Annotated in this window: 18 protein-coding genes; all 18 read left to right on the top strand. The window is 49.4% G+C overall.

Annotated elements, in window-relative coordinates:
- The first annotated feature begins 85 nt into the window (after positions 1-85).
- On the top strand, positions 86-2,428 hold the full coding sequence (locus O9H85_RS12150) for a beta-ketoacyl-[acyl-carrier-protein] synthase family protein (RefSeq protein ID WP_269881651.1): 2,343 nt from the start codon (positions 86-88) through the stop codon (positions 2,426-2,428).
- 77 nt (positions 2,429-2,505) lie between these two features.
- Positions 2,506-2,790, top strand: a complete 285-nt coding sequence (locus O9H85_RS12145) for a phosphopantetheine-binding protein (RefSeq protein WP_269881650.1) — start codon at positions 2,506-2,508, stop codon at positions 2,788-2,790.
- A 102-nt stretch (positions 2,791-2,892) separates the two neighbouring features.
- Positions 2,893-4,410 (top strand): phytoene desaturase family protein, encoded by a 1,518-nt coding sequence (locus O9H85_RS12140; RefSeq protein ID WP_269881649.1) that lies wholly within the window; start codon positions 2,893-2,895, stop codon positions 4,408-4,410.
- On the top strand, positions 4,407-5,150 hold the full coding sequence (locus O9H85_RS12135) for an SDR family NAD(P)-dependent oxidoreductase (protein ID WP_269881648.1): 744 nt from the start codon (positions 4,407-4,409) through the stop codon (positions 5,148-5,150). The genes O9H85_RS12140 and O9H85_RS12135 overlap by 4 nt, the downstream gene beginning before the upstream one ends.
- An 11-nt stretch (positions 5,151-5,161) precedes the next feature.
- The gene (locus O9H85_RS12130) at positions 5,162-5,899 is read left to right on the top strand and encodes an SDR family NAD(P)-dependent oxidoreductase (protein WP_269881647.1); all 738 of its coding nucleotides are present in this window, start codon (positions 5,162-5,164) and stop codon (positions 5,897-5,899) included.
- 28 nt (positions 5,900-5,927) lie between these two features.
- Complete coding sequence (locus O9H85_RS12125) at positions 5,928-6,950, top strand: 3-oxoacyl-ACP synthase III family protein (protein WP_269881879.1); 1,023 nt, start codon at positions 5,928-5,930, stop codon at positions 6,948-6,950.
- A gap of 3 nt (positions 6,951-6,953) precedes the next feature.
- Positions 6,954-8,873, top strand: a complete 1,920-nt coding sequence (locus O9H85_RS12120) for an HAD-IIIC family phosphatase (protein ID WP_269881646.1) — start codon at positions 6,954-6,956, stop codon at positions 8,871-8,873.
- The gene (locus tag O9H85_RS12115) at positions 8,870-9,103 is read left to right on the top strand and encodes an acyl carrier protein (protein WP_269881645.1); all 234 of its coding nucleotides are present in this window, start codon (positions 8,870-8,872) and stop codon (positions 9,101-9,103) included. The genes O9H85_RS12120 and O9H85_RS12115 overlap by 4 nt, the downstream gene beginning before the upstream one ends.
- Positions 9,103-9,933 (top strand): 2-oxo acid dehydrogenase subunit E2, encoded by an 831-nt coding sequence (locus tag O9H85_RS12110; protein ID WP_269881644.1) that lies wholly within the window; start codon positions 9,103-9,105, stop codon positions 9,931-9,933. Before O9H85_RS12115 ends, O9H85_RS12110 begins: the two co-directional genes overlap by 1 nt.
- Positions 9,917-11,455, top strand: a complete 1,539-nt coding sequence (locus O9H85_RS12105) for a phytoene desaturase family protein (protein WP_269881642.1) — start codon at positions 9,917-9,919, stop codon at positions 11,453-11,455. The genes O9H85_RS12110 and O9H85_RS12105 overlap by 17 nt, the downstream gene beginning before the upstream one ends.
- Positions 11,452-12,234 (top strand): enoyl-CoA hydratase/isomerase family protein, encoded by a 783-nt coding sequence (locus O9H85_RS12100; RefSeq protein WP_269881641.1) that lies wholly within the window; start codon positions 11,452-11,454, stop codon positions 12,232-12,234. The genes O9H85_RS12105 and O9H85_RS12100 overlap by 4 nt, the downstream gene beginning before the upstream one ends.
- Before the next feature lie 19 nt (positions 12,235-12,253).
- The gene (locus tag O9H85_RS12095; RefSeq protein ID WP_269881640.1) at positions 12,254-12,715 is read left to right on the top strand and encodes a 3-hydroxyacyl-ACP dehydratase FabZ family protein; all 462 of its coding nucleotides are present in this window, start codon (positions 12,254-12,256) and stop codon (positions 12,713-12,715) included.
- An 18-nt stretch (positions 12,716-12,733) separates the two neighbouring features.
- A complete protein-coding gene (gene acpS / locus O9H85_RS12090) occupies positions 12,734-13,159 on the top strand; it encodes a holo-ACP synthase (RefSeq protein ID WP_269881878.1) in 426 nt (141 codons plus the stop codon).
- Entirely contained in the window at positions 13,156-14,085 is a 930-nt protein-coding gene (fabD, locus tag O9H85_RS12085; protein ID WP_269881639.1) for an ACP S-malonyltransferase, read from the top strand. Before acpS ends, fabD begins: the two co-directional genes overlap by 4 nt.
- Positions 14,086-14,088: 3 nt before the next feature.
- Positions 14,089-14,937, top strand: a complete 849-nt coding sequence (gene accD, locus O9H85_RS12080; RefSeq protein ID WP_269881638.1) for an acetyl-CoA carboxylase, carboxyltransferase subunit beta — start codon at positions 14,089-14,091, stop codon at positions 14,935-14,937.
- A gap of 1 nt (position 14,938) precedes the next feature.
- Complete coding sequence (gene accA / locus O9H85_RS12075; protein WP_269881637.1) at positions 14,939-15,952, top strand: acetyl-CoA carboxylase carboxyl transferase subunit alpha; 1,014 nt, start codon at positions 14,939-14,941, stop codon at positions 15,950-15,952.
- A gap of 48 nt (positions 15,953-16,000) precedes the next feature.
- Entirely contained in the window at positions 16,001-16,522 is a 522-nt protein-coding gene (gene accB / locus O9H85_RS12070; RefSeq protein ID WP_269881636.1) for an acetyl-CoA carboxylase biotin carboxyl carrier protein, read from the top strand.
- 5 nt (positions 16,523-16,527) lie between these two features.
- Complete coding sequence (gene accC, locus O9H85_RS12065) at positions 16,528-17,919, top strand: acetyl-CoA carboxylase biotin carboxylase subunit (protein ID WP_269881877.1); 1,392 nt, start codon at positions 16,528-16,530, stop codon at positions 17,917-17,919.
- The last annotated feature ends 76 nt before the right edge of the window (positions 17,920-17,995 follow it).

Genomic DNA, 17,995 nt, shown 5'->3' with positions numbered 1-17,995 from the left:
GACCAACCATAGACCTAACATCATGATTATAGTCCTATGATCAGCGCTAAGGTCGATACCTTTTATCATGTTGAGGAGGACAAGTATGAAACCGAAGAAAAGAGTTGTTGTAACGGGGATCGGAATCATTTGCTCATTGGGAGCCGACAAGCATGAAGTCATCGATAACATGAAAAAAAACCAAACCGGCATAGGACCTATTACCCGATTCAATACGGATAAGTTCCTTAGCCAAATCGGAGCCGAAGTGAAAGATTATGCTCCGGAGAAGTATTTTTCAGAACAGGAACAAAATTTATATGACTATTGCAGCCAGTTTGGCATCATTGCTGCCAAGGAAGCCTTGACTGAGAGTGGAATTGAAATTACCCGGGAGAATTCGGCACGTTTCGGCGTGGCTTTCGGTACCTGCAACGGGGGGATCAATTCCTTGGAGGAGCAGGCAACCGTAACCGATTTGGATGTGGAGCGCACCTCCCGGTACCCTTTCTACCAACAGGGTGACAATATCGCGATGAATTTCGGGCTGCATGGGCCTGTAAATACGTTAAACACTGCTTGTGCCGCAAGCGGGAATGCGATCGGCTTTGCATACGATATGATCACGGAAGGTTATGCCGATACCATGCTAGCCGGCGGATCGGATTCCATGTCCTCTTCGGTTTACGCCGGATTTAACGTGCTGCAAGCTCTTAATCCTGTACCGTGTTCCCCTTACAATAATAAATTCGGGTTAAGTCTGGGAGAAGGGGCTGCATTCGTTGTTCTGGAATCTCTTGAAAGTGCGCTCAAGCGGGGCGCGCACATTTATGCTGAGGTTTGCGGTTACGGCTTAAGCAGCGATGCTTATCATGAAACCGCGCCGGAACCGGAAGGCCGCGGCATTCAGCTAGCTGTGGAGTTTGCATTATCCAATGCAAACGTCTCGAAGGATCAAATTGACTATATCAACACACACGGAACGGGAACCAAAGCCAATGACTCTGCAGAGCTTTTCGGTCTGCGCCAGTTGTTCGGCGAAGAGCGTTTCAATCAGATTCAGGTAAGCTCGAGCAAAGCATACTTTGGCCACAATTTAGGAGCAGCCGCTGCAATCGAATACGTGACAACGCTATTGGCTCTAAAGGATGGATTACTGCCTGCTACTTTGCACTTTGAATCCCCGCGGGATGGGGTCAATCCGTTGAATCTCGTCACCAATGAGATGAAAGAAAGCACCGTACAGTACTTTTTGTGCAACAATTCCGCTTTTGGCGGCCATAACGCCTCCATCGTTTCATACAACTGGGCGTACGGGCAGCGTACCGTGCAGGAAACCGAAATCCGCGAACCTAAGCGCGTAGCCGTGGTCGGACTGGGAACCGTCTCAAAATGGGGTCATCGCTCCGGCAGCATTCTGCCATGGCTGATGGAAGAAGAGGCGACGTCTTCCAGCGAGTCCTTCTCCTTGAAAGAATACAATAAAGATTTGTATGAACGCCGGATGAACCAATTATCTCAAAACAGCATAGGCGCCGCCCATCTGGCACTTCAAGATTCCGGTATAACGACCCAAGGGAACCAGCAGGACATTGGTTTGTTCTATGGAACTTCCCGAGGCAGTTTGGAAAGTGCGCAAAAATATTTGACGGCCATTTTCGAGAAAGGCCCGGATCATGCAAGCGGGGTATATTTCCCGGACATGGTGCTCAATTCAACTGCCGGAAAAATCGCAAAGAAGCTTGGGCTGAAAGGCTACGGAACCTCGCTGAGTACAGGCGGAAACGACGGATTGATCAGCGCGCTCTATGGGTATGAAACGATCCGTGCCGGAATCCAGAAGTATGGTTTGATCGGCACGGGGGACGAGCTCTCGGCCATGTCATCTAAAGTGGACTCGGCAATTGGGCTAGACAGAATCCCATACGAAATGGGAGAAGGCAGCGCATTTATGGTCATTATGGACTTGGAACAAGCACAAAACGAAGGAAAAGAAATATATGCTGAACTAAAAGGCTTTGGAACCGCCTTTAGCGGGACGCAAAACGGTTCTGACGGAGAAGTACTGAAGCGGGTGATTAAGATGGCACTGTCACGTTCCGGATTGGATGCTTCATCCATTGACTTTGTGTTCTTTAACAGCACAAGCGGAATGGACGAGCCTACAGCCGACCGGCAGGCGCTCAGCGAAATCTTTGGCGATAGACAGGTGCCCGTGTTGTGTCTGAATGACCGTTTCGGTTATTGCGAATCGGCAGGCTCCTTATTCCATCTCACCGCTGCTGTGGATGCGCTGCGTTCGAGCCGATTCATTGAAGCCCACGCCTTAGAGGCGGCCGCAGCTTCGTCCCTGGATAGAATCGTACATGATGGCGGCGTCGGACTTGTTGTAAGCTCCTCCTTAAACGGCAACTATACAGCTGCAGTTGTTGCCCAGTGGGATAAATAATTTAAGGTTTCTGTGAATGATTCCTCATGGAATCCATTCATGAACATATAAAAAGATGAGATGGGAGAGAAATAATTATGAAATCGTTGGAAGAAATCAAGAACACCATCAAGCAAAGCATTTTGATCGATCGTTTGGAGCTTGAGGACATTACTGCAGAGGAAATTGAGGACAATGCACCGCTGTTCGGCGAAGGACTCGGATTAGATTCGGTAGAGGCACTCGACGTTGTTGCCGGCTTGGAAGCTGAATTCGGTGTTAAGCTGCAAGGGATGGATCAGGAAGAAATCAAGAAGCATTTTTATTCGGTAGAGACTTTGTCCCAATTCGTATCCGATCAATTGGCCTTGTTGGTGAAATAATAAGACATTCCCAAGCTGTGCAGCCGGTGAAGAAAGGTTTCATTTTATCACGGGCTGCTTCTTTTCTTATTATGAAATAGACCCCATGGAGGATTATCGGCAATGAAGGATGTTACGATTATCGGCGCCGGTCTCGGCGGCTTAGTTAGCGGAGCTAATCTCGCGAAAGCGGGAATGAAGGTTCGGGTTCTTGAGAAGCATATCATCCCGGGAGGCTATGCTACGTCATTTAACCGAAAGGTTCAAGGAATAAAACGGCCGGTGGAATTCGAAGTTTCGCTTCATTTGATCGGAGATTTGGCGGAAGGCGGTGCTCTGCGGGAAGTATTGACCGATTTGGGCGTGATGGACCGCGTCGAATTTATACGCGCTAAAAGCTTGTATCGAGCCGTATTTCCGGATAGCGATGTCCGGGTTGAATCTTATGAAGCCTATTTGCGAGCCTTGCAAGAAAGGTATCCGGAAGAGCAGAAAGGCATTGAAGCTTTATTCGAACAATTTGTCCGAATTCGCAAAGAAATATTATTTATGATGAATAAGACGAACAACGGGGAAACGATCGATTTATTTACGGATGGACCGACCGTGTTAGCTTACAATAATTTGTCGCTGGGACAAGTGCTTGACCAATACATCGCTTCTCCCGAGCTTAAATCGGTTTTTTCGCAGCAATGGGCGTACTATGGGCTGCCTCCTTCGCAAATTTCTTCCGTTTACTACGCTTACGCATGGACCGAATATTTGTTGTTCGGCGGTTTTTATCCTAAGGGACGCTCTCAACAAATATCCAATGCTCTTACCGAGATTATTAAAGAAAACGGCGGCGAGGTTCTTACAAGACAACACGTGACGCAAATTGTGGTTGAGGATGGAAAAGCAAAGGGAGTCAGGACGAAAAAAGGGGAGTTCGCCTCCGATATCGTCATCTCGAACGCCGATCCGGTCCAAACGTTCGGTCAGCTTGTAGGTTATGAAAAATTACCGCGCCGTTACGTAAAAAAGCTGGAATCGCTCAAGCCGAGCTTGGCTTGCGTTCAGGCTTACTTGCTGCTCGACATTGATTTTCCAACCGTTTATGGAGAAAAAGATCATGAAATCTTTGTAAACGAATATTACGACCTTGAGCAAGGATATCGGGATACGCTGGATGAACGCTACGAGACGATGCCGTTTGGCATCACCATCTACGAAGTCATGAATCCCGAATATCAAGCGAGCGGTAAAACGACGATGTCTTTGTTTGTGTTAAGCCGTTATGAGGACTGGAACGAATTGGACGAAATAAATTATACACAAAAGAAAGAAGCAGTCACCCGCATCCTTCTGAATAGGCTGGAACGCCTTTATCCGGGTGTGAGCAGTCACATCGAGCACGTTGAGCTGTCTACACCCCGAACGAATCATTTTTACACGGGAAATGTGCAAGGAGCCATCTACGGCGCCCAGCAATCGGTTGATCAGTGCCTGCATCGCAGGCTGCCCCAGACGACTCCCATCGAAGGACTTTTTCTTGTGGGTGCATGGACCCAGCCGGGAGGAGGCTACAGCGGAGTCATCTGGAGCGGACATAATTTGGCCCGTCAGCTGCTGCTCCAAAACAAAGAGGTGGTCGTACAATGAGGATGAAAGATCGGGTTGCCATCATAACCGGCGCTACTCGCGGGATAGGAAAATCCGTACTTTACCGATTTGCTGAAGAAGGAGCAATCGTGATAGGAGTTTACGCCAGCAGCGAGCATCTTGCCAGGCAAATCGAGGACGAGCTCCGTCCACAAGGTGTCAGAACCGCTTTTTTCAAAGGCTCGATTACGGATCGCGATTTTGTTCGCCGCTTGATGGAGCAAGTATATTCGGATTACGGCAAAATTGATGTACTGATCAATAATGCAGGGATTGTAGCCGACAATTTTACGTCTCAAATGTCATTGGATGAATGGGACCGCGTCTATCGCACGAATTTTGAAGGTACATATTCCTGCTGCATCGAGGCAATCCCGTATATGGAACGGCAAGGAAGCGGGAAAATCGTCAACGTCATTTCCGTCACCGGGGTGCTCGGCCGTGAAGCGCAGACCAATTACGGGACTTCAAAAGGCTCCATTATCGGTTTGACGCGCATGCTGGCGCGCCGTTACGCTTCCAAAGGCATTTATGTGAATGCCATTGCTCCAGGGATGATCAATACGGAGATGATAGGCCACGTTCCGAAAGACAAGCTGGATAATTTCCTTGTGCATACGGATTTGAAGAGATTGGGCGAATCGAGAGAAATTGCCGATTCCGTGCTCTTTTTATCCGGAGAAATGTCGGATTATATTGCCGGCGGCGTGTTAAAAGTGGACGGGGGCTTTATGAGATAGGAGGAAATCATGTGAGCAAAGCGATCTTCATCACGAACGGCGATCATGCTTTTAATCAATCCATAGCGAGCCGTGAGCTGGCTGGCGGGCATCGTATAGGGCTCCATTGTACGAATCAGGTACAAGCCGAAGCGTACCGAAATTCGTTGGGAGAGGGCGCAGCGGAACGCCTGCATCTATTCTACGGCGTACCGGCCGATGAAGCGGGAGCTTCGTCCGTTATCGAAGACGCCGTCGCTAAATTGGGCGGATTGGATGTACTGATCCACGGAAATGAAATGCTGGACGAAGATCAATTGTTCGAGCAGGCGAAGGACGAGTTGGGAAGCTTGATTCCATCTTTGTTCCAACGCATTTTCCTGTGGAATCGATCGGCTATCGGTTACATGATAAAGCAAAAATCCGGAAAAGTTATTTTCCCTGTTATCTATGATACGTTGTACTATGATCATTACCCATGCTCTCCGATTTTGAACCATGGAAAAATATCATTGATGAAATGTTTGTCCAGAGAATGCAGCGCGTTTCGTATTGACGTTAACGTAGTGTCATTCGGTTACTATGATGCGGGTTTTGACAAAGCGGAAAAAAAGGAAAAGCAGCGGGGATTGGAAATCTACGGATTGAAGCCAGTATTGAAATCGTTAGATGACATGCTGGAAGTGCTGGATTTTGTAATCGGCGCTCCGGGCAGTTTAATCGGAGGCCAAAATATAGAGATCGGCGTAGGTGTAGAAACCAATCTGTAATGGATGAGGAGGAATTTGTTTGCAATCCGTGAGAATCATAGGCGTCGGAACCGCTCTTCCCGGGGAGCCTATTCCCAATTCCAAGATGGAAGAAGTATTTGCGCTGCGGGAAGATTGGATTGACCTCATGATCGGTACAAAAACGCGCTACTTTGCAGTGGATTTGGACGAGAAGCGCGTCAAGTACGATCTGTGCGATCTTGCCTATGAAGCGGCGCAGCAAGCGCTGAATAAGGCTGAAGTCGCAAATTCCGAGATCGATCTTATCGTGATGTCGACGGCTACGCCCGATCATCTGATGCCGGCCACAGTGAATCTGGTTGCCGATCGATTGGGGATGAATCGCGTACCTGCTTTCGAGATTCAAGCCGGCTGCTCCGGAGCGATTCAAGGATTGGAGGTCGCTTATCGCTTTTTAAGTACGGGAGCTTATTCCAAAGCGCTTGTCATCGGCGGCGACGTTTGCAACAAATACATGAATTTTCGCCTCGATTTCAAAAAATTGCGTTCCTCGGAGCTGATTAACTTGGCATTGTTCGGTGACGGTGCGGGCGCTGCCGTACTTTCAACGAAACCGGAACGCGATGGTCTGAAAATCGAGTACATAGTAAATCGTTTCGAAGGATTGAACCGTGAGCCCGGACAGGTCATGAACTGGTTCGGGTCGCCGAACAGCCATGAAGAAGGCAAAAAAGTCCAGTCGGCCAAAGAAGATTATAAGGCGATCGAACAGGGAGTTCCGGTCATGGCCAAAGAAATGCTGGAAGAACTGCTTGAACAGCTTCAATGCTCTTCCGAAGACGTAAATCATTATATGCCTCCGCAGTTAGGGGGACATATCACGGACAAGATCGTTCAATTCCTCGAAATTGACCCGCACAAAGCGATCAATTGTGTCGCAGAAACGGGAAACAACGGGAATGCCCTTCCATACTTGCAGTTGGAAAGATTGTTCGAAATGATGAAGCCTGGGGAAAAGGCCGTGGGCATTGCCATAGAATCTTCCAAATGGATCAAGACAGGCATCGCAATAACAAAAGAGGAAGCTTAAAAAATGGACACTAAAGAACAAATCCATTATATTCGCCAACTGAAAAGCCAAAATCTTCTCGGAGAAAATCGCACAAACGTCGTCCATATCATCAAAGAAAATCGAAATGCGTTGTTTTGCGAAAAAATCGGCTATACTTTCAAAAATGTTACCCTTGAGGATTGGAATGCCTCCGGCGAGAAGCCTTTGAAACCTTTAAAGGTTGCTGTGATAAGCAATTTTACGTCCGACGCTTTCGCCCTTATGCTTAGACCGTTGCTGCTAAGCGAAGGCATTTGGCCTGAGCTGTATACGGCCGGATTCAATCAATATTATTATGAGCTGATGAATGAGCACAGCGGCCTGTATGAATTTTCTCCGCAAGTGACGGTCTGTTTGTTTGATGAACGTTTAATGTTGGATGAGCTGCCTCGCGAATGGGGCACAGCCGATTTAGAGGAAGCCTGCGAGAGAAAAATAGAACAATTCAATCAGCTCTTGAACATTTATCATCAGCAGAGCCAAGGACTGCTCGTGCTTCATACGGTACCGTTGTCTTCAGACACCTACAACATCAAGATCGATTATAAAACGAAAGCACAATTAAGCCGTATTTGGAGATCTTTCAACATCAAACTTCTTGAATTGGCCGAAGAATGGAGTCAGGTCATCACACTGGATACGGAAGTATTGCTGCAGGAGCATCAGGTGTCCAGGCTGCGGGATCCGCGATTGATGCAATACGGAAGCTTCAATTTAAGCGAAGAAGTGCTGTTTGCTTTTGCTGCGGAAAGCGTAAAAGTCGCGAGAAGCATCGTGGGCTTAACGAAAAAAGGCCTCGTATTGGATCTGGATAATACCTTGTGGGGCGGGATCGTCGGCGATGACGGCTTGAACGGAGTCCAATTGGGAGATTCGGCGCCGGGTAAAATTTTCGTTGAATTCCAGAAGGCCATCCGGCACTTGAAGAACCAAGGCGTGCTTCTGACTGTGAGCAGTAAAAACGAAGAATCCTTGGTGCGGGAAATGCTGGACCAGCACCCTCATATGCAGTTAGGGATGGAAGATATCGTGATGCTTCGCGCGAATTGGAATCCCAAACATGAGAACATCGAAGCCATTGCCGAGGGATTAAACATCGGTTTGGACAGCTTGGTATTCATTGACGATAATCCATTTGAACGAAACCTGGTTCGTGAAGCTCTTCCCGCTGTCATAGTGCCTGAAATGCCGCAGGATCCTTCTTATTATCCGGAAACGCTGCTGTCTTCGGGTTGGTTCAATACGATTAAGCTTACTTCCACGGATTTGAACCGGACCAATCAGTATAAAAAGGAAGTCGAGCGCGATCAGTTGATGAAATCGAGCGCCTCTGTAGAGGACTATTTACAGTCTTTGGATATGCATCTGCATATCCTGCCTGTGAATGAATTTTACTTACCGCGTCTCGCCCAATTAAACGTGAGAACCAATCAGTTCAATATGACGACACGCCGATACCAGGAATCCGAAATCGAGCATATGGAAGGCAGCGGCAGCTACTGGGTATTCGGGTTTCAAACGACGGATCGTTTCGGCGATTACGGCATCATCGGCAGCGTGATTGTAGAAAAGCAAGTGACAGCTTGGCGGATTCGAAACTTCTTGATGAGCTGCCGTGTTTTCTCCAGGAAAATTGAGACGGCGATCCTGCGCCATGTTTTATTGAAGGCTCAAGAAGAGGGAGCGCGCGAGATCATCGGGGAGTATATCCCTACAGCGAAAAACGTGATCGTCAAAGATTTTTACGTGCAGCACGGTTTCGAGCGTGTTCAGGGTGACCGGTTGTCGTCAGACGATAAGGCAAATCCCGAGCTTGAAGTCTTTGTCCATACGTTGGAGCATATTCCGGACGAAGTGACATGGATTAAGATGCATACAGGAGAGGAGGTTACCGCTCTATGATCGACATAAAGGACCTTAAGGAAGTGATCGCTGACGTTCTGGATATGGATGTGGAAGAGATCCATGACGACATCATGCTTGAAGAGTTGAACGATTGGGATTCCGTCAATGCCGTACGCTTGATGCTCCACATCGAATCGGCCCTGGGGATACGCCTTCCGGTGGAACAGATGATGAAGGCGACCAGCCTGAAGGAGCTGCTCGCGGCAGTAACCGAGGAAACCGTTTGATGAAACCTTCCGAAGAGAAGCCGGCAATTATCGCGTTGCCGAAGGCGAGAAGGCATACGTATTATTTTCTGAATTATGCGGATGAATTTAAGTCGGTTTACCTGGATACGGAGATTGATATGTCTGAGGTGAAGAGACGCCGGGATAAGCTGAAATTATCCGGACATCGCATTAGTTATATCGTGTTCCTAATTGAAGCGATCTCTCGGGTCATCCGGCTTTATCCGGAAGCTAACTCTTCCGTCAAGCATGGGATGATTCCCCAAATGGCCGTTTATCACCGCATAGCCGCGAAATTTACGCTCGACAAAACGATGGATGGAAGACGATTTGTGATGTCGGGTATCATCCCTGATTCGGATCAAATGCCGCTCGAAGGTATGCAGAAGATGATCGAATATTACCGCGACACGGAAGCCGATGAGATTACGGAATTTGCCAATGTACGCAAGCTGCAATCGATGCCGCTCTGGTTAGGCCGGTGGATATACAGGCTTGCGATGGGAAACCTTTCGCGTCGCGCTAAGCTCCAGGGCACATTCACCATTACATCTCTTGGACACCGTCCGATTCAAGCTTTCTATCCGATCATCTCAAATACGCTCTGTTTTGGTGTAGGAGCGATAGAAGACAAGCCCGTCGTGATGGCAGGTCAAATAGCAATACGTCCCATGATGAAATTGAGTCTTGCCTTCGATCACAGAGCAATCGACGGAGCGCTTGCCGCCGATATTCTTACAGAAGTGAAAAAGGTTCTGGAATTCGCTTCGGAATCCGATGAAGCGAGCACACAGGGAGAAGAGGTGACTCCAGTTGGCGCGTCGACCTAAAAAGGACAAATATGACGTTATCGTAATCGGTGCAGGAATGGGAGGCTTGAGTGTCGCCACCTATCTGGCGCAGCAAGGTTATTCCGTGTTGGTTGCAGAACGCCATTATTACGCCGGCGGGTACGCCCATTCCTTCAAACGGCACAAGTATACTTTCGATGCTGCCGTTCGAATCGTAGCCGGTGCGGAGAAACATGGCTTGCTTCACGATCTGCTTGAGAAAGCAGGACTTGCAGGTGTGTTACCTTTTATTCAATTGCCGGAAGTGTTTACGGCCTTCTATCCCGAGCACCGGTTTACGGTGCCGAGGCATACGGAAGGGTTGATCGAAACTTATTCACGCCTCTTTCCGGACCAGAAGGAAGGCATCGTTCGACTCGTTCGCGAAATGCAGGAAATTTATCACGCGACCATTGAGCTTCTTCACGCCAGGGATCCTTTCCATGTCATGTCCAATCCGGTGATCATGAAGTATCGTTATATGACATTTCATGATTTGCTGGTCCGGCACTTGACGGATGAAAAAGCCGTATTTACGTTCGCCGCTTTGTGGAGCTATTACGGCTCGCCGCCTACTCGCGGCAGCGCACTGTATTTCGCCTATGCGATCATGAGTTATTTTCAAGAAGATATTTATTATTTAAAAGGAAGCTTTCAGCAGCTGGCCGATGCGCTGGTCGGGCGCATTGAGGAATTAGGCGGCGAAGTATGCCTGCGCAATGAAGTGCAGAAGATCGTGGTAGAAGACAGAACGGCCAAAGGGATTATTTTGCAAACGGGAGAATATGTGGAGGCGCCGATCGTCATTTGCAACGGAGATTTGAAAAAGATGGTGCACGGACTTGTCGGCGAAGAACATTTTCCGTCACGTTATGTCAAACGGCTTTCCGAAATGACCGTATCCATGTCTGCTTTCGAAGTATTTATCGGAACGGATCTGCCGCTGGAATCCTATGAATTAGCGCACGAAACGTTTATTTATAACCTGTATGATTATTCGGAATCGTACGAAAGACATTTGAACCTGAAACAATATGGAGCTGAAGGCTTATGCGGCTTAGCGCTCTCCTGTCCTACGCTGGCCGACCCCAGCTTGGCTCCGCAAGGCAAGCACACCGCGATACTGACTACTTTGGTACCCTATGATATCGGTCAAGATTGGAAAGAACAGAAGCCTAAATATCAAGAAGCGATGATCCGAATTGCGGAAAAGGCCATCCCGGATTTAAGTGGGCATCTTGATTTTGTGGAATCCGGCACGCCTCTCACTTTGGAGCGGTATACGAACAACAGTCAGGGAGCCACCTACGGCTGGGAGCAGAACATGAAACAAATGACGTCAAGGCCGCAGCACGGCACGTCCATTTCCGGACTTTACGTGTCAGGGCATTGGACCGATCCGGGCGGCGGAGTCGTATCGGCTGTATTGTCCGGATACAAATTATATCAGAAAATTATCGACGAAGCCGATTTCAAGGCAAGCGCCTCGTCGGTACTGGTTCAGGCAGGTGAGAAGGCATGAGTAACGTTCAAGTCCACATCAATGATGGGATTCGTTACATTGAATTGAACAACCAGCAGACGAAGAACAGTCTGGATCTGCAGATGGCAACGGATTTGTTTCAAGCGGTACGGTACGCGAATGAGGATCCGGATTGCAAAGCGATCGTATTTCTCAGCTCGGCTCGAGCCTTCTTCTCCTCCGGTCCCGCGCTTGAAGGGTTAATCGAGCTTTCCACGCGGCAGGATGGGCCGGGGCTGCTCGACAGCGTGGTTGAAAAGCTAAACAAAATCATCTTGGAAATCTACGAGTCTCCGAAGCTGACGATTGCCGGTATTCATGGTTACGCCTATGGCGGCGGACTCAATATCATGCTGGCTTGCGATTATCGGATTGCCGAGGAGAAGACGAAATTCATTGAGAACTTCCACTATATGGGCTTTACTCCCGATTTGAGCGCGAGCTATTTCCTGCCCCGGTATATCGGTCTTTCACGAACGATGGAACTGCTGTTGACCGGACGATTGTTTACGGCGAAGGAAGTGGCCGATTGGGGACTGTTTCATGAAGTGGTTGAGAAGAGATCCGTCATGCTGGAACGGATTGACCAGTTGTGCCGCCAGATTCTGCAGGGGGAAGGAAGAAATCTCCCGAGGATGAAGGAATTGCTGCGTTCGTCCTTTTATTCCACCTTGGAAGAGCATCTGGACAAGGAAAAGCGTTATTTAACGGATTGCTTTAAGTATCCCGAAATCACGGAACGTCTGAAAAACGTCGGCAGTTTGTCATTTATCAATTGACATGGAGGTTTGTTAACAAATGAGCGTGTTGGAAAAAGAGCGACTGAACGTGCTGGACAAGCGTCCGCATGAAATATTAAAGCAAGCTCCGCCATTTTTGTTTATCGACCGAGTGCTGCGTTTGGAAGGCAATGAAATCGAATGTATGAAGCACCTCGCTTATAATGAGCCTTATTTTGCAGGGCATTTCCCGGGTGAACCGATCGTTCCCGGAGTTCTCATGATCGAAATGGCGGCGCAGGCCAGCATGCTTTTGTCGATCTCGCTGGAGAATTCCGATCAAACCGAACCGAGAATCGGTTATTTGGTACGAACCCAGGATTTTCGCTTTTACAATCCCGGCCGGCCTGGGGACAGCTTGCATATCATCGTGGAGATGAAAGAGCAGCTGGGAAATTATCACACGACCAAGGCACGCATCATCAACGGACATGATCAATCCAGAATCGCGAAAGGCGAACTTATCTTCTTTCTTCCGTGAGAGGTGATTGCTTTGCTTGTGGGCATTGGATTTGATCTTGTAGATATCGAACGGATCGACAAAATCGTTGCCAGGGAAGAAGACTCTTTTATACGCGCGCTGCTTTCCGACAGGGAGCGCCATCTGTACGAACAATTCCGGAATCCGAAGCGCAGGACGGAATGGATTGCCGGCCGTTTTTCAGCGAAGGAAGCGGCGGCCAAAGCACTCGGTACCGGTTGGACAGGGATTGTAACTCCTAAGTGTCTGGAAATACTGCCCGATTCTCTGGGAAAACCGGAATTGACCGTTCCGGCTGAGGTAGGGAAACGATTTGAATTTCCGATTCGGTCGCATGTGACGATTACCCATACGAAACATACGGCGGCTGCGATCGTCTTCATTGAGAAAATGGAGATTCGACTTGAAGGTGAAGCAGGTTATTTTAGGGAGGGGATAGTGTGAGCTCAAACGTCGCTTTTGTATTCCCGGGTCAAGGGGCGCAAAGCGTAGGCATGGGGAAAGACTTAACAGACCACTTTCCCGGGTCCCGTGCCATTTTCGAAGAGGCGGATCAAGTGCTTGGTTACCCGTTAAGCCGCCTGATTTTTCATGGGCCTGCCGATGAGTTGAAAAAGACGTACCATACCCAGCCGGCGCTGCTGGCAACCAGCATAGCCTTCCTCGAAGCATTTAAGCCTTCTGTCGCAGCACCTCATTATGTGCTAGGGCACAGCCTGGGCGAGTATAGCGCGCTTGTGGCTACGGGTGTGCTGTCCTTTGCGGATGCGGTTCGCATCGTACGGGCAAGAGGACAGTTTATGGACGAAGCCGTTCCCTCCGGTCAGGGGGAAATGGCCGCTGTGATCGGGCTGGATCGGGAAGAGTTGACTCTTCTTTGTGAGGAAGCGAGCCGGGGGGCGGGATTGGTTGAGCTGGCCAACATCAATTCCGGCAGCCAGATCGTGATTTCCGGGACCAAGGAGGGAGTACGGGCTGCAGCCGCTTTGGCCGAAGCACGCGGAGCCAAACGGGTTCTTCTGCTGGAGGTGAGCGGACCGTTTCATTCGTCCTTGATGAAACCGGCTGCGGAACGGCTGATCGGGGTGCTTGCGGACGTGACCTTCAGGGAAGCCCGGGTTCCAGTGATCGCGAACGTGTCCGCCGAGCCTCTTACCGATCCTGAGGCGATCCGCCAATCCTTAATCAGGCAAGTATATTCCCCCGTTCTGTGGGAAGACAGCATTAAGCGGCTTCTTGCGCAAGGGGTAGATACCTTTTATGAAATTGGTCCGGGAACCGTCTTAGCCGGGCTGATCAAAAAAATCAACCGTACGGTGACAGTGCGCTCCATCAACCATGTGGATGCGCTTCTGCAATGTGAGGTGTAAACTGTGTTTTTTCAGAAAAAACGGCCATACGCCATCATTTCTTCGGACCGAACTCAAACCCAAATTCCCGACGGCTTGGTAAGCAAATGTCCACAATGCACGGCTATTCTATACGCCAAGGAACTGGAGAAAAATCTGAAGGTTTGCTCCAAATGCGGCTACCACTTTAAGGCAAGTGTCATGGAGCGCATTCAAATGACGTTTGACGGCGGATTGACAGAGTATGATTCGGACATGATCTCCGAAGATCCGCTGCAGTTTCCCGGGTACAAGGACAAATTGGCGGTACAGAAGGAGAAGTCGGGTCTTAAAGAAGCTGTCGTTACCGGAGAGGGCGAGATTGGCGGCTTTCCCGTTGTCGCCGTTATTATGAGCTTTGATTTTTTCGCCGGCACGATGGGATCGGTAGTGGGCGAGAAGGTGACGCGAGCCGTCGAGACAGCCATGCGCAAAAAGCTTCCGCTGTTGATTTTCTCCACGTCCGGCGGAGCCCGTATGCAGGAAAGCATCCTGTGTTTGATGCAGATGTCCAAAACAAGCAGCGCCATCGCCAAGTTTCAGGAACAGGGCGGGCTGTACATTTCGGTGATCACCGATCCGACCTACGGCGGGGTTTCCGCGAGCTTTGCCATGCTGGGCGACATCATCCTTGCAGAGCCTGGAGCCGCCTTCGGATTTGCAGGCCGTATCGTAATTGAACAGACGATCAGGCAGAAGCTGCCTGATAACTTTCAAAAATCGGAGTTTCATTTGCAGCATGGACAACTGGATCAAGTGATGCACCGGAAAGATTTGAAATTGTCCATTGCCCAGTTGCTTGAATTTCATCAAATCCATGAGGAGGTCGTTTAGCATGAAGAATGATCTGCCTTTTGAAAAAGCGCTGTCGGAACTTCACAATAAAATCGAAGAGCTTCGCCATTTCTCACGGGAAAAAAATATTAATTTTTTTGAGGAGATCGCTTACCTGGAAGAACGATACCGCAAGCTGAAGGATGAAATCTACAACAATTTAACGGCTTCGCAAAAGATGCAGATCGCCCGGCATGTACAGCGTTTCACCACGCTCGATTATATCCAGTGCATGTTTACCCAGTTCTTCGAAATGCACGGGGACCGGTTGTTCGGCGACGATCTGGCGATCGTTGGCGGCATTGCCAAATTGAACGGAACACCCGTTACCGTCATCGGGCATCAAAAAGGAAGAACTACCAAAGAGAATCTTAGCCGGAATTTCGGGATGCCGCATCCGGAAGGTTTCCGCAAGGCGCTCAGGCTTATGCAGCAGGCGAACAAATTTAACCGTCCGATCATTACCTTTATCGACACGCCCGGCGCCTTTCCCGGCGAAGCTGCTGAGGAGCGCGGGCAATCCGAAGCGATTGCCCGTAACCTTTACGAGATGTCCAAGCTGGAGGTTCCGGTCATTTGTATCGTGATCGGTGAGGGGGGCAGCGGCGGTGCGTTAGCTCTCGGAGTAGGGAACCGGGTATTGATGATGGAGCACGCCATCTATTCGGTTGCTTCGCCCAATGCTGCGGCAGCGATCTTGTGGAAAGACGCCGCCAAGGCGGACAAGGCGGCGGAAGCGATGAAGATCACTGCTCAGGATTTGCTCGAACTAGGTATCATCGACAGCATTATACCGGAGCCGGCTAACTGTGGTATCGAAGTCCAAGCTGCCTTAATTAAGAATGAAGTGCTTCGCCACCTGCGGGCGTTACAGGGAATGGATAAGCGGCAATTGCGAGAAAACCGCTACGAGAAGTTCCGTCAAATGGGAAAATATACATTTGAAAACCATGAACCGAATGAGAACGTCGACATGTTGGAGGAAATAAACCCCAAGATTTTGGTGAATGTTTAATCCGATAACGAATAGGTATTTTTGCCCTAGGACGGAGGAGAATAATATATGCTGAGTTTTAATGAAATTAAAGAGTTGATTAAGACGATCGACGGCACTTCCGTAGACGAGTTTGAAGTAGAGAGCGAAGGCCTGCGTCTTGTCATCTGCAAACGGGGTAAGACGGAACCCGCCATGGCGTATCGCCCGTCCGTTCCTGAAATGACGCCTGCTCAGCAAGTGCAGCCGTCTATCTTGGATAAAGAGCAATCCGGCTATCAATTGGCTTCCGCTGCATTGGCCGGCTCGGTTCCATCGGAAGCTCAGCCGAAAGCGGACACGCCAAAGGATCTGCATCCGATCGTGTCGCCGATGGTAGGTACGTTTTATCATGCGGCTTCTCCAGATTCGCCTCCATTTGTCAAAGTTGGAGACCAGGTGAATGAAAACACCATCGTCTGCATAGTGGAGGCCATGAAGCTGATGAATGAAATCGAAGCGGACCGTAAGGGTGAAATTGTGCAAATCCTAGTGGAAAACGGCCAATTGGTGGAATACGGTCAACCGTTATTTTTGGTGAAATTAAAATGAGCAGCATGAGGAAATTTCGCAAAATTTTGATTGCAAACCGTGGGGAAATCGCTGTGCGGATCATTCGCGCCTGCAGAGAACTCGGCATACAAACGGTGGCCGTTTATTCCGAAGCGGATCGCGAGGCACTCCACGTTCAATTGGCTGATGAAGCTTATTGCATCGGACCGGCCGCTTCCAAGGACAGCTACTTACGTTTCACGAACCTGATGAGCATCGCTACATTGACCGATGTGGATGCCATCCATCCCGGATACGGTTTTCTTTCAGAAAACGCCGATTTCGCCGAGCTGTGCCAGAGCGTCAATATCAAATTTATCGGTCCTTCTTCGTCTGCCATCGCAAGAATGGGGGATAAGTCCTCAGCCAAACAGACGATGAAGGATGCGAATGTTCCTGTTATTCCCGGATCGGACGGTATTGTCGAATCGCTTGAAGATGCCATCCGGATCGGACGGGACATTGGATATCCGGTTATTATTAAGGCGACGGCCGGAGGCGGAGGCAAAGGGATACGCATCGTAGATAATGAAGAAGAGCTGGTCCGCCAAATCACGGCGGCAAAGCAGGAAGCCGAGAAAGCGTTCGGCAATGCGGGCGTTTACCTGGAGAAATATTTAACGGGCATGAAGCATGTGGAAATTCAAATTATTGCTGATCATCATGGAAATGTTGTGCATCTGGGTGAGAGAGATTGCTCCATCCAGCGCAGGCGCCAGAAGCTCGTGGAAGAAGCGCCATGCCCGACGCTGACGCCCGACATTCGGGGGCGTATGGGGGAAGCCGCCGTGCGCGCTGCCAAGGTAGTCCATTATGCCGGAGCCGGAACGCTGGAGTTTCTTCTAGGTCCGGACGGGAACTTTTACTTTATGGAAATGAATACCCGGATTCAGGTGGAGCATCCGGTTACCGAGATGGTTACCGGCATCGACATTGTGAAAGAGATGATCCTCATTGCAGAAGGCCATCCGCTCTCCTTCCGTCAAGAGGATATTACGATTAACGGCTGCGCCATCGAGTGCCGCATTAATGCGGAAGATCCGAATCGTCGCTTCATGCCGTCGCCGGGCCCAATTCAGTTTTACTTGCCCCCTGGAGGATTCGGAGTGCGCGTCGACAGCGCCGCGTATCCTGGGTACACCATCCCTCCGCACTATGATTCGATGATCGCCAAGCTGATCGTATGGGGAGCGACAAGGGAAGAGACGATCGCACGAATGCAGCGGGCGCTTAATGAATTTTTCATCGAGGGGATTCATACCACGATTCCGTTTCATATGAGGCTGCTGCAGCATCCTACGTTTATAAGTGGGAACTTTGACATCAAATTTTTAGAAGTGCACGATGTTAACGAATCGCATTCGGTAAAACCGGAATTGGAGAACATACAACGTTAATCGAAGTCCGACCAGAGAGCGCCCGAGCGAATTCGCCTCGGTGTTCTCCTTTTTTTAGGGCAGGGGAAGGAGAAAG

Origin of the sequence: Paenibacillus gyeongsangnamensis, assembly GCF_027533625.1 — a bacterium.
GTDB lineage: Bacteria > Bacillota > Bacilli > Paenibacillales > NBRC-103111 > Paenibacillus_G > Paenibacillus_G gyeongsangnamensis.
This window is presented reverse-complemented; position numbering and strand designations above follow the sequence as displayed.